This is a genomic window from Vibrio sp. EA2 (assembly GCF_033042495.1).
In the GTDB taxonomy this organism is placed as follows: Bacteria; Pseudomonadota; Gammaproteobacteria; order Enterobacterales; family Vibrionaceae; genus Vibrio.
In genome coordinates this window covers 39,526-51,169 of record NZ_JAWLID010000020.1, presented here as the reverse complement: position 1 = coordinate 51,169, position 11,644 = coordinate 39,526, and the positions used below count along the sequence as shown (strand labels likewise).

The following is an 11,644-nucleotide window of genomic DNA, read 5'->3' as shown; positions in this document are numbered from 1 at the left end:
TCACTAACGACGGTGGAAATGGCGTTGCCTTACCCAACGGATAAACGCTTAATCCAGATATGCCATTTACTACAGGACCAACCAGACAGTCGCCAAAGCATTGATGAATGGGGAAAGCAAGTTGGTTTGACCGGCCGTAGTGTTAGTCGCTTATTCATGAGTCAAACCGGAATGACTTTTCAGAAGTGGCGTCAAAGAGTCAGGCTTCTCCATGCATTATCTTTACTGCTAAAACCAGAACCCATCGCTCAGGTTGCTTACCAATGTGGCTATGATTCTTTATCCGCATTTAACCAGGCGTTTAAACATCAATTTGGGTGTACTGCAAGTCAGTTGCCATTAATACTGTAGTGGTCATAGTTTCACCTGTCATGTTATGAGGTACATCTTAACACCTCTAATCAGGTGACCAAATTCACCGTACCACTACACTTCTAAATCGTATCCATCTTCAGATATATGTTATCTAGAAAAACGCAAATAACAGGCAATAGCGGCTTGTTAGATTGAGCCTACAAGCCGCCTTACCTACATCAATCGATATCACTTCTAGCAGCATAAACTGCTAACGAATCTGCTATCTCATTTCCTCTGACACCAGAATGCGCTCTAACCTTTTTGACTTCGACATACTTGTCTGAGCGAAGCGCATCGACGGTCTGCCACAGTCGTCGATTCTTAATCTGCTTTTTGTCGGCTCGACGCCAGCCTTTCTTTTTCCAGCCATCAAGCCAAAGGTTGAAACCTTTTACGCAGTACTCACTGTCTGAATAGATGACATCACCATCTTCGGCATATTCCAGCCCTTCGATAAGTGCCCGTAACTCCAACTCTGCATTGTCTGTCTCTCGGTCAATGGTGATTCCCTCCTCATGGAGGATATCATCGTCTTCATTGAAGACCACCAGCCCAATACCACCTCGTTTGCATCCGTGTTGATTGTTTGGTGCTGCGCCGTCTACGTAAATTGAATAGCTCATTATTTATCTCTCTCTAATTGTAAAAAGGGCGCATGACTTTGCTTAGCCAGCGCCCCGTTGATGATGTGATTTGATGTTAGTGTTACTGAAAGGATTCTTGGCTGTCTCGCAGTGCTAGACGTTGCTCCATCCATTCCTCGATTTCACTTTCTACCCAAGCCACGGCACGTCCACCGAGTGGGACACTCTTCGGAAAATCGGTTTCATCAGCCATGAACTTGTAGATAGTGGAGCGGCCTAGCCCTGTTAGTGACATCACGTCTTTAAGTCGTAGAAATTTCATTTTCACTGGGAATCGTCTCCTGCTTTGTATATACCCATGTGATAAGCCGCCATTGTAAAAAAATGCAGTCGGTCTATTCCAAGCTAGAGCCAAAGCAGTAACGCTTTTCTTCCCACGCTTCAGCAAGACTGCTCATGCGGTGGAAGACAGTGTTCTTTATGTTGACGTCTTTGCTACGACAACGAGTCCCCACCCCATAATTGCCTCGGTCATTGAGAAACACCAATGAACGCGCTTCGCCGCTGTAGTGCTTTTCTATCGCTTCTTGCCAAGCCGTTTTAAGGTGCCCGACCAATTCATTGCGCTTGTCCCAACAAATAGCGGGACCAAAGTGCTGGCTATAGTCACTAAACAGCATCACTCGATAGTTGTGGGATGGAACCTTGTCCTCCCGCTTACGCCATACATAAAACAGAGAATCCGTCCCAAGCTTTTCTTTAAGCAGCTTAAAGTAATCGTTGAGGATACTGAGGTCGGTATCTTGATGGTCTTCTGGCAAAAACAAGTCCAAACGTGTGGCGAGAGCGATGTCAAAGTGACTGAGTGCCTGTTCAAAGACATCGACCATTGAGGTCAGTGCTGATTCGTACAACCCCTTGTCGCTGTAATACAGAGGGTAATCTTCAAAAGTTCTATCAAGGGTAATGCTTGGGAGGTAGGTTCTATTCGCCATGAGTAATGCCTTTTGTGTGTGAATGACATAGGCATTACTCGCGCTGTATTTTTTTAAGGTGAGTCGTGACTGCAACCAAAGTTCTTGTTGCGGTGATCGTTCCGGTTGGCAACGGGCTCCGCGAGACGACTGATTCGATAGAAGAATTCGTTTAACTGTAACGGGAATGTTTCTGTATCGGAGAATAGTTCAAAACCTTCATTCGTAGGGCAATAGGCTAACCCTGAGCATGATTGGCCGTAATTAACTTCAACCACCCTATCCCATGTCTTCCTCACTTTTTTGTAGAGAAAACGTCCCCAACCATCCCGACCAGTGCCTAAGTTTTGAAAGAGATCCCTATCAAAGAGCAAGATAAGATGATGGTGCTTGCTGGTGGACTCGCTCGCCTTCGCCCAGATGTAACGAATGACCGTTTGCTGGTATTGATAAGTTCTGTCGGTGTATTTGTCTCTACAGAGCTCATTAGTCTCCGATTCTAAAATACGAAAGAAATGGGCAAACACCGCTAGGTAATCTTCCCCGAAGTCACTCGGTAGATTTAGGTTGATGTGAACAGCAAAGATTCTTGGGTATTGGTTTAGTGCTTCAGTCAGCACTCGGTCTATCTCCTCTAGGTATTCGAGAACGAGACCATTCTCAAAGTAGTAGAGTGGCTTCCCATTAAAGGTTCGGTCATGAGTGATGGTGTGGTGGTTAAGAGCACCTGAACGACTATGAGTAACGTTAAGTTGATGAGTCATGATTGGTTCCTGTGGTTTATTGTGATTCCCACAGGAACTGTTACTACCGTTATTTTTTGAGCTACTTATGACTATGGCCGAAATTTCGTCTACCGCTACCAAAGTGCTTGGTGTTCTCTTTTGCTAGATAGCTAATGTGTTTGAAGAACTCATCAAACGCATCATCAAAGTCATCAGAGTTACAATTCAAGCGGTGGATGACCACACTGTCGCTATTCTTTCTCTTTGAAAAATGGACTAATCCGTTAGCTTCTTCGTAGTCGACACCAGCCACCCTCGCCCATGCCTCTACGATAAAAGAGCCTAAGTTCTCCTGTTGCGTTTGAGTTTTCCCCAACCAGTTAAATCTATCTTTGTTGAACATGAGTACTAGGTGATAGTGGTCGTTTATCGAGCTAGAGCGCTCCCTCACCCAAGCAATCCGCACTTTGCAGGGATGCACTCTAGCACTCCCTTCTCTTTTCTTTCTCTTTCCCGAGTGCTCAATCTGCGACTGTAATGAGCGTAAAAAATCGGTCATGACATTACCGCTTATTTCATTTTTCCTTAGCTTAGGAAACCTCAAATCCACGCGAATAGCCATAAGCCGAGGATACTCGTCCAATGCGAGATCAATCGTATTGTGCATTTTCTCTAAGTAGTCGATATAGAGTGGACCATGCTCGGTCTGGATAGGTCTACCCAGAAACGTTTTCTTGGTGGTTAGTCTGAGGTTTTTGTTTTTCTTAGAACGTACATTCATTCCTATCTACTCCTGTGTTTAGGTTCATAGATAGGTCTGTGTCGTTATTTTTAATTGCGTACTGTGAGTCACTAGGGGTGACTCAGTAGAGGGTTTATATAGATACGAAGATAATATAATACTAACCAGACAGACATCGACCAAAAATTAAAATAATCAACAAATCGAAAAAACAACAGAGATTATATCGAAAAAAGTCTATAACGACATTGAACAATGAAAAAACCACCAAAAACATATAATAAAAAACATCATATCAGTTTCATTTTAAATACATCTCCCCCTACAGTAAATATCTCTAGAAATATTAGATATAACTATTTTTTCCTTTAAATCATCTAAAGTTATACATAACAACGTAACTTATCATCGGTTCAACAATACAGAGGTGAGTCTTCATTCAGACTTACCGCTTTAAAGTGCCTTTCACATCAACATTTCTCTGTGAATCTATCACTAATTAGGCATTAACCACATAGCAACAAAGACACTACTTAGTTCATACAACTCTAAACAAACACTTGAAAAACGTCCAAAAATACGTTAAAAAATTAATGCAAAAACTACTGAGTAATGATGATGCCACAAATCGACCAGACCGATAGAGATAAAAAATTAAAAAATTTTATTTCAAGAAGAGATCTTAGCTTCATAGATAATAGTGATCCTGTGAGCATAGCTATACCATACATTTTTCTTTATATTCATAATTTCCAAGAAAATGGCGATATCATACCTAGATTTGGATTAACAAGAATAACTGACAAGTTTAGATTGGAAGATTTTGTTGGTGTTATAGAGGTATATAGAACTCAAGATATGCTAGAAGTTTTCTTTGATTATAATGAAAACTCTAACATCGATAGTGGTATAAAAGGAAAGGTAAATGATAAAATATCCAAATTTTACGAAAAATATAAATCTGAAAATAAACTTTCTTGGATAGAAAAAGGAAACCGAGATCAGGCTATTTGGCTGAAGAAATATATATCCAATAATGAACTAATAGAAACAATAACAAAAAGAATTCCTAAGTGCTTGAATAAAGAAGAATTAATTCACATAACCGTACCTTCATTAATTTATTCAATGGACATGGAAGATGCAGAAAGGGAATTATTGATAATAAAAATGAGACAGGCTTGGGGACAGGTTAAATATAGAAATAAGATAAAAAAAGAAAACAAAGTTAACTTTAACTTTGTTACAGATAAGAGAACAAAAGAAAAACTTAAAAAATTATCATGTGTTTATGATCTAACAATGAATGAAACTCTTGACCGGTTGATAAATGCGGCTTACCAGAGCTCATCCAAAAAAAATGAATCTTAAACTCCACCAGATCTCTTAACCACAGCACCTAGTGGATTACATAGAACCAGACGACCACCTAAGCCATCTTAGCAGAGGGTAACGGGTGGACGTTCGCTTCCATTAGCGATTGCAACTTGTTACCCCATGCCTCCAGAACCTTCAACTGCTCATCGATATAATCATGATGGTTATAGACTCTGAGCATACCTGGCAGCTGGTGGCCGACTGTCTTTTCAATCGCTACGATATCTAACCCCATTTCACTACAACGACTGATAAAGGTACGGCGCAAGTCATGAGGTGAAAAGCGCTCAAAATCGCTAGGTAGATTACGTTTGATCAATGCCCGTACAGCCGCAGGTTCTTGCACTCTATCGACCATTAATTGGGGCCATACCAACTTCCACTTACTTGGCACACTGTCACGCTGCTCGTTTAGAAGTGCAAGCAAATAGCCACTTAAAGGCACTTTACGTGCGTCTTGGCTTTTAGTGTGTCGCTCTTCTGAGCTGGCTGGTAATAGCCAAATTCCCTCATCAAAATCTAACTCACTCCAACGCATTTCCAGTACGGCACTAATACGCTGTCCACAACCAAGTAAGAACTGCATTAAACGGATGTTCGAGGGATCTGTACGCCATGACGGCATACTCGTTAACAGAATCTTTAACTCTGAAAAGCTTAAATTACGTTTTGTGACTTTAGAGCCGCCACCAACGTCTTTTGCTTTCAGTTGGGGTGCAGGATGAGTATCGAGCATATTTAGCGCTAGGGCATGGTTAATCACTTGGTTGATGATTTTATGGCAAACTCCAATGGCCCCCGCCATACGCTTACCGTCTTTATCAACCTTAGCATCAAAGACCCTATTGAGGTCATATATGCTTAAATCTGCCAATTTGATGTTACCGAGAACTGGCTTGATATCTCGATTGTAAATGGTCCTCGACTGGTCACCCCGTAGCTGTTTTGATAGCCGTTTCTCATCAAAGCTAATAAACGCATCATCAAAGGTTTTCGCTTCATCTTGCGCTCGTTTCTCTATATCCAGTTCAACCTTTGGGTTCTTACCATTCTCCAACCAACTTCGATAACGGCCAGCTTCCTTTCGCGCCTGATCCAATGTCATCCCGCGCTCTGGTTTGATCTTAATGTATCGACCCATAGAGATTTTTTCGTGTTTCTTCCCTACTTGAAAACGAAAGATCCAAGTCATCGTGCCTGTTGGACGAACTCGAATGTTCAATCCTTCGACCTTCTTATCGGGAATCGAGTATTCCTTATCCTGTGGCTTCAATGCTTGCAACGTTGCATTGGTGCTGATTCGTTTCGTCATCGTTGGAAAACCTCTGCATTTCTGGGTACGGCTCTGGGTACGGCGTGGGGTACGGGGAACATCGAGTTTCTATTGTACGGCTTTGGACTCCGACGGACAACAAGATCATAAAAACGATATTAATCATAATCTTACAATTAAAAAATATAACTCTGTAGACTTTGACGGACTAAAGGTTCTATTTACCCACCACATGGAAGCGGGTGTATTTCTTGAACGCAAGTAAGCGTCAGTAAATATAGAGATAAAAAAAGCGAGCTAAACAGCTCGCTTTTTCATTCAACCTTACAGGTTTATTCCGCAGAGGTTTTGGTTTTACCTTCCATAAAGCCAAGCTTCTTACCGATCCACACTAGAAGGATCATAGAAACCAGAATAGCAAAGAAGTTTGAACCTGCTTCTGGGTATTGCGCTTTGATAAACGCAGAATGACCAAATGCCCCCACAAAGAAACACGCTAGCCCAACCAACGGGATATCTTCCGATACCGGGTTGTTTAGGTATTCTTGGTACAGTGCCTGCACTGCTAGCACAAGTGCAATCAATGGGAAGATTGAGAAAGAGACTTCGCTCATGGTCAACCATGACAACAAAGCATCACCACACACACCTGCAACCAACGCTAAAATCAGCGTTTTCTTTTCAGATTTATTTCCATTCGACATTATTCTATCCTGCCTTTTAATCGGTTACGTTCACGTTCTTTGCGATACCAATAAGCCCCTTTGGCTATCATTCGCAATTGCATAATCAATCGTTCCGCGAGTTCATCGCGCTCACGGCGATCTAAATCTAAAGCTTCAGCACCCGAGCTGAATACCAAAGTAACCGATGCCTCTGCTTGAGTATACGCTTCTTCTCTGGTCACGCCGGTGCTCATCAAGTACTCAGTTAATTCTGCCGCAAAATGCTGAATTTCTCGAGCAACGGCTGTTCGGAATTCAGATGAAGTTCCTGAACGTTCACGCAGTAATAAGCGAAATACGTTAGGGCTACTTTCAATGAATTCCATAAAAGTTTCAACTGAGGTTCGAATCACACTCCCTTCTTTAACGATACGTTGACGCGCCTGACGCATCAATTGACGTAATAGCAACCCCCCTTCATCGACCATGGTTAAGCCTAACTCATCCATGTCCTTGAAGTGGCGGTAAAAAGAAGTGGGTGCAATTCCTGCCTCTCGGGCAACTTCTCGCAAGCTAAGACTGGAAAAGCTGCGATCCGCACTTAATTGACTAAATGCCGCGTCAATCAGTGATCGACGTGTTTTCTCTTTTTGTTGTGCGCGGATGCCCATCGATTTCATTCTTAACTTGCTCTTTTTATGTAGGGGGACAAGAGCCTCAATATAACGCAATTCCCCCCTACGTAGAAAGAGATGTTGCCTCAACTGGCGTTAACCGCGCAAACGTTACTATTGGCGACAGTCTAATTGCAATCTTCTCAATGCAATTTATAGACATCCAACATGCCAATTCGTTCTTTTGGTGGTTTCTGCGTGATCACTTCCACTCTCTCGCAGCCATTACGTGTACGTATAGAGCAAATGAGTTAAAATTGCGCTAAGGCAATGTTAAGCAAATATAACAAGGAAATACATCATGGCGCAGGTAAATCACTTTGACGTGATCGTAATTGGTAGTGGCCCAGGTGGAGAAGGGGCTGCGATGGGGTTAACCAAAGCAGGACTGAATGTCGCCATCATTGAGAAAGAGAGCAGCGTGGGTGGCGGCTGTACTCACTGGGGGACCATACCTTCAAAAGCACTGCGTCATGCGGTTAGCCGAATCATCGAGTTTAACAGTAACCCGTTGTTCTGCCGCAATAGCACCAGTTTGCATGCAACATTTTCTGACATTTTAGGTCATGCAAAGTCCGTCATCGACAAACAAACGCGCCTGCGTCAGGGGTTCTACGACCGCAACCAATGTACCCTGCTCTTTGGAACCGCACGCTTTATCGATGATTACTCTGTCGCAGTCATGCAAAGTGATGGCACAGAAGAAGTCTACTCAGCAGATAAATTTGTCATTGCGACAGGTTCTCGCCCATACCAGCCAGATGATGTCGACTTCCTACACGAACGCATTTACGACAGTGACTCCATCCTAAGCCTGAAGCATGACCCTCGTCATATCATTATCTACGGTGCAGGCGTCATTGGCTGTGAGTATGCGTCTATCTTCCGCGGGCTTGGGGTGAAAACTGACTTGATTAACACCCGTGACCGTTTGTTATCTTTCTTAGACAACGAAGTCTCTGATGCACTGTCATACCACTTCTGGAACAGTGGTGTGGTGATTCGCAATGACGAAACTTACGAGAAAATTGAAGGTACAGAAGATGGCGTCATCATTCACCTGAAATCAGGTAAGAAGATGCGTGCCGACTGCCTGCTGTACGCCAACGGCCGAACAGGTAATACAGACAAACTCAATTTGGGTGTCGTTGGTCTGGAAGCTGACTCGCGCGGACAATTGAAAGTAAACCGCAACTATCAAACCGCTGTTGAGCACATTTATGCGGTTGGTGATGTGATTGGTTACCCTAGCCTGGCAAGTGCTGCCTACGATCAAGGGCGCTTTGTGGCGCAAGCCATCACCAAAGGACAAGCGGATAACTATCTGATTGAAGATATCCCAACCGGCATCTACACCATTCCGGAAATCAGTTCCGTTGGTAGAACAGAGCAAGAACTGACAGCAGCGAAAGTACCTTACGAAGTAGGCCGCTCTTCCTTCAAACATCTTGCGCGAGCACAGATCGCAGGAAAAGATATTGGCAGCTTGAAGATTTTGTTCCACCGTGAAACCAAAGAGATCCTTGGTATCCACTGTTTTGGCCAGCGTGCTGCGGAAATCATCCACATCGGACAAGCCATCATGGAACAAAAAGGGGAAGCGAATACCATCGAGTACTTCGTTAACACCACGTTCAACTACCCAACCATGGCCGAAGCCTACCGCGTGGCAGCATTGAATGGTTTGAACCGACTTTTCTAATGAGGGCAGAACCCTAAAACGTAAAACAGCAGGCACTTCGCCTGCTGTTTTTGTTTGTGGTAACCGTTAAACGAGAAACGTCCCCTTGCGCCATTGATAAAGAAAAATCACGCCAAGTCCGATACCGCGCATCAGCATAAAACTGGTCATCGCCAGCCATAGGGCATGATTTTCCCATGCCGAAAACAAGTAAAAGACAACAAAGAAGCTGCTGGTCGCAACAAACATACTGTTGCGCATGTCTTTACCTTTAGTCGCTCCGACAAAAATTCCATCCAATAGAAAGCACCACATCGAAGCCAATGGCATCACCACCAGCCATGGCAGATAAATCGCCGCCTGCTGCTGTACCTCTTCTATTGAAGTGATCATGGCGATCAGGGTCGATCCTGCTAAAGAGAAGACTGCTGTTAAGACTAAACAGATAATCAAGCTCCAAAAGAATGTTCCAATAAGAGATGAGCTCAGTTGCTTCCTGTCTTTCGCCCCAATAGCTTTACCCACCATGGCTTCCATGGCATACGCAAAACCATCCATACCGTAAGAAATGATCATCAGAAAACTCATCAACACAGCATTCGCAGCCACGACATCGTCACCAAAACTGGCTCCCTGGAATGTCATAAAGCTAAACGCCGCTTGCAGGCACAAAGAGCGTAAGAAGATATCACGGTTGAGTTTTACAAACCGCCCAAGCCCGTGCTGAGTCTCAGCGAGCAGACTCTTAGGCGACGGTAATTGCCTCTCTCGCCATGTTTTCCACACACAGACTAAACCAAACGCCATGCCTGAGTAGTCAGCGATAACAGACGCTAATGCCGCCCCTTCTACTTTCCAGCCTAAGCCAATCACAAATAAAATATCCAATGCGATATTAGTAAGGTTAGTAATGATCACCATCCACATCGGAGCCTTGGAATTTTGAGTACCAAGTAGCCAGCCCAGCAACACGAAATTCATTAACGCCGCTGGAGCACTCCAGACACGCACCGAAAAGTATTGCATGCCATAGTGTTTTACTTCTGAACTGGCATCACTCCAAGAAAAAATAATATCGGCAATGGAGCTGTGTGCAAATAAAAACAACACCGCAAACAGCAGTGCCATCAACGCTCCTTGCAGCAACACCAGCACCAGCTGTTTACGATCATCACTACCATAAGATTGCGCGGCTAAGCCGGTTGTCGACATGCGTAAAAAACCGAGCAGCCAGAAAGTCACACTGATCATCGTACTACCCAAGGCGACACCGCCCAGATACCAGGCGTGTTCAAGATGACCAATCACCGCGGCATCAACCAGGCCAAGCAGCGGAACGGTAATATTCGACAGCACCATAGGAATAGCAAGCGCTAGGACCTGACGGTGCACTTGAGGATTAGATAAAGGGGATAAAATAGAGTTTGTCACAGGCACCTCGTTAACTGGATTAACGAGTGTACCTGAGCAATGTGAAGCTAGCCAATCACCACTTAATATGAACGAGGACTGGTGTCAGACGGTATTTCAGTACCGGGATCTTATTGAGCCAGCGTTGCCAAGCCTTCCAGCGAGAGCAAAAACGATCAAATGGTGAAAAGACTTTGACCCACTCAGCCCAAGGCAGCCATTGCATAAATTGTTCTGATGGCGCTTCAAAGCCATGCGCATAATAATCAGAGCCCAGCTTCTGCCCCCATTTGCTTTCCGTGAGATCCCCGGCCAGAACCATACACACTTCAGCAGATACAAAGTGTCGTCCCAACGTTTGAATAAAACGGGCAACCTGTGATTCTGAGCAATCCAAAAGTGCCATTTCACATACCACCAAAACCGGCGATTTGTCTGGAATATTCAGAGAGTCCAGCCAAGACAACTCTTCTACACTACCGATATGATTTTTATACCGTTCGTTTTTATGGAAAAGCCGCTGTCGCCAAACCAGATTCTCCGTTACATCCAACTCTACCCAATGACAACGTCCGTTATCCAGACGGTAAAAACGCGTATCGAGACCGGCGCCGACATTAATCACCCACGCATCAGGATGTTGCTGTAAGAATTGATTGACCTGCTGGTCACACAATTGAGTTAGCGTCACGTGCAATAACTGCTTTTGCGCCACATCGCCACCAAGGCAATCCGGTGCCATTTGACAGCTCAAACAGGCTTTAGCAGCGATGGGATCATACACTAAGCCATTGTCGACCATACTTTCACGGCTACGTAACAACAAAGGTTTCAATAAATGATTGGGAACTTGATGTTTAGACTGAGACATGGCATTTCCTGCGCCAATGAAAGTAATAGCATGAAAAGATGATAATGAATATCAATTACATTATCAAGCAGGGATGCATATCAGCAGATAGAAGTGTGAAATGGAAAAAGTTGAAAATTTAAGACGGTAATACACAATAGCCCAGTAAACCCAGGCTATTGTTACAAAGCTTAAGCTTACATCCAGTCAGTATTGCGGATAATACCGACGGCCAGACCTTCAATTGTCAGGTGCTGAGAAGTCAGATCCACCTGGATAGGTGCAAACTCTTCATTCTCTGCATGCAGCAATACGGTAGAACCTTTACGCTC

Annotated in this window: 13 protein-coding genes and 1 pseudogene; 3 read left to right on the top strand and 11 right to left on the bottom strand. The window is 43.9% G+C overall.

Translation table 11 applies throughout. From position 1 onward, the window contains the following. On the top strand, nucleotides 1-351 hold a 351-nt coding region (locus RXX31_RS22645), incomplete at its 5' end, for an AraC family transcriptional regulator (RefSeq protein WP_317591918.1). Between the two features lie 182 nt (nucleotides 352-533). On the opposite strand, the gene RXX31_RS22640 is transcribed toward RXX31_RS22645, so the two are convergent. The 5 genes from RXX31_RS22640 to RXX31_RS22620 all read right to left on the bottom strand — a co-directional run bounded on the left by RXX31_RS22640 (nucleotide 534) and on the right by RXX31_RS22620 (nucleotide 3,421). Further along, nucleotides 534-980: an RNase H family protein gene (locus RXX31_RS22640; protein WP_317591917.1), complete on the bottom strand. Its 447-nt coding sequence runs from the start codon at nucleotides 978-980 to the stop codon at nucleotides 534-536. An 82-nt stretch (nucleotides 981-1,062) separates the two neighbouring features. After that, nucleotides 1,063-1,263: an AlpA family transcriptional regulator gene (locus tag RXX31_RS22635; RefSeq protein WP_317591919.1), complete on the bottom strand. Its 201-nt coding sequence runs from the start codon at nucleotides 1,261-1,263 to the stop codon at nucleotides 1,063-1,065. A 73-nt stretch (nucleotides 1,264-1,336) separates the two neighbouring features. Further along, the gene (locus RXX31_RS22630) at nucleotides 1,337-1,936 is read right to left on the bottom strand and encodes an inovirus Gp2 family protein (RefSeq protein WP_317591916.1); all 600 of its coding nucleotides are present in this window, start codon (nucleotides 1,934-1,936) and stop codon (nucleotides 1,337-1,339) included. A 53-nt stretch (nucleotides 1,937-1,989) separates the two neighbouring features. Next, nucleotides 1,990-2,679, bottom strand: a complete 690-nt coding sequence (locus RXX31_RS22625; RefSeq protein ID WP_317591915.1) for an inovirus Gp2 family protein — start codon at nucleotides 2,677-2,679, stop codon at nucleotides 1,990-1,992. A gap of 61 nt (nucleotides 2,680-2,740) precedes the next feature. Then, nucleotides 2,741-3,421, bottom strand: a complete 681-nt coding sequence (locus tag RXX31_RS22620; protein ID WP_317591914.1) for an inovirus Gp2 family protein — start codon at nucleotides 3,419-3,421, stop codon at nucleotides 2,741-2,743. A gap of 579 nt (nucleotides 3,422-4,000) precedes the next feature. Between RXX31_RS22620 and RXX31_RS22615 the strand changes: the two genes are divergently transcribed. Further along, nucleotides 4,001-4,753 carry a hypothetical protein gene (locus RXX31_RS22615; RefSeq protein WP_317591913.1) on the top strand — a complete coding sequence of 251 codons (753 nt, stop codon included), beginning with the start codon at nucleotides 4,001-4,003 and terminating at the stop codon, nucleotides 4,751-4,753. 58 nt (nucleotides 4,754-4,811) lie between these two features. Here the strand turns inward: RXX31_RS22615 and RXX31_RS22610 are convergent, their stop codons facing one another. The 3 genes from RXX31_RS22610 to fabR form a co-directional block, all read right to left on the bottom strand. Continuing rightward, nucleotides 4,812-6,071: a tyrosine-type recombinase/integrase gene (locus tag RXX31_RS22610; protein ID WP_000166747.1), complete on the bottom strand. Its 1,260-nt coding sequence runs from the start codon at nucleotides 6,069-6,071 to the stop codon at nucleotides 4,812-4,814. A gap of 293 nt (nucleotides 6,072-6,364) precedes the next feature. Next, the gene (locus tag RXX31_RS22605; protein WP_317591912.1) at nucleotides 6,365-6,736 is read right to left on the bottom strand and encodes a YijD family membrane protein; all 372 of its coding nucleotides are present in this window, start codon (nucleotides 6,734-6,736) and stop codon (nucleotides 6,365-6,367) included. Then, a complete protein-coding gene (gene fabR, locus RXX31_RS22600) occupies nucleotides 6,736-7,377 on the bottom strand; it encodes an HTH-type transcriptional repressor FabR (protein ID WP_014233299.1) in 642 nt (213 codons plus the stop codon). Before fabR ends, RXX31_RS22605 begins: the two co-directional genes overlap by 1 nt. A 295-nt stretch (nucleotides 7,378-7,672) precedes the next feature. On the opposite strand from fabR, the gene sthA reads away from it, so the two are divergent. After that, nucleotides 7,673-9,073 (top strand): Si-specific NAD(P)(+) transhydrogenase, encoded by a 1,401-nt coding sequence (sthA, locus tag RXX31_RS22595; protein WP_317591911.1) that lies wholly within the window; start codon nucleotides 7,673-7,675, stop codon nucleotides 9,071-9,073. Nucleotides 9,074-9,139: 66 nt separating this feature from the next. Here sthA and dinF read toward each other — a convergent pair whose 3' ends face one another. The 3 genes and pseudogenes from dinF to RXX31_RS22580 form a co-directional block, all read right to left on the bottom strand. Continuing rightward, the gene (gene dinF / locus RXX31_RS22590; RefSeq protein WP_317591910.1) at nucleotides 9,140-10,483 is read right to left on the bottom strand and encodes an MATE family efflux transporter DinF; all 1,344 of its coding nucleotides are present in this window, start codon (nucleotides 10,481-10,483) and stop codon (nucleotides 9,140-9,142) included. A 55-nt stretch (nucleotides 10,484-10,538) separates the two neighbouring features. Further along, nucleotides 10,539-11,333: a class I SAM-dependent methyltransferase gene (locus RXX31_RS22585; RefSeq protein WP_317591909.1), complete on the bottom strand. Its 795-nt coding sequence runs from the start codon at nucleotides 11,331-11,333 to the stop codon at nucleotides 10,539-10,541. 176 nt (nucleotides 11,334-11,509) lie between these two features. After that, a pseudogene (locus RXX31_RS22580) lies at nucleotides 11,510-11,644 on the bottom strand (repressor LexA); the annotation flags it as partial.

Bases quoted from the DNA above. Each gene is read 5' to 3' on its own strand.
- RXX31_RS22585 (WP_317591909.1), bottom strand. From the start codon at position 11,333: ATGTCTCAGTCTAAACATCAAGTTCCCAATCATTTATTGAAACCTTTG.
- RXX31_RS22640 (WP_317591917.1), bottom strand. From the start codon at position 980: ATGAGCTATTCAATTTACGTAGACGGCGCAGCACCAAACAATCAACAC.
- RXX31_RS22615 (WP_317591913.1), top strand. From the start codon at position 4,001: ATGCCACAAATCGACCAGACCGATAGAGATAAAAAATTAAAAAATTTT.
- sthA (WP_317591911.1), top strand. From the start codon at position 7,673: ATGGCGCAGGTAAATCACTTTGACGTGATCGTAATTGGTAGTGGCCCA.
- RXX31_RS22630 (WP_317591916.1), bottom strand. From the start codon at position 1,936: ATGGCGAATAGAACCTACCTCCCAAGCATTACCCTTGATAGAACTTTT.
- RXX31_RS22635 (WP_317591919.1), bottom strand. From the start codon at position 1,263: ATGAAATTTCTACGACTTAAAGACGTGATGTCACTAACAGGGCTAGGC.
- fabR (WP_014233299.1), bottom strand. From the start codon at position 7,377: ATGAAATCGATGGGCATCCGCGCACAACAAAAAGAGAAAACACGTCGA.
- RXX31_RS22610 (WP_000166747.1), bottom strand. From the start codon at position 6,071: ATGACGAAACGAATCAGCACCAATGCAACGTTGCAAGCATTGAAGCCA.
- RXX31_RS22620 (WP_317591914.1), bottom strand. From the start codon at position 3,421: ATGAATGTACGTTCTAAGAAAAACAAAAACCTCAGACTAACCACCAAG.
- RXX31_RS22625 (WP_317591915.1), bottom strand. From the start codon at position 2,679: ATGACTCATCAACTTAACGTTACTCATAGTCGTTCAGGTGCTCTTAAC.
- RXX31_RS22605 (WP_317591912.1), bottom strand. From the start codon at position 6,736: ATGTCGAATGGAAATAAATCTGAAAAGAAAACGCTGATTTTAGCGTTG.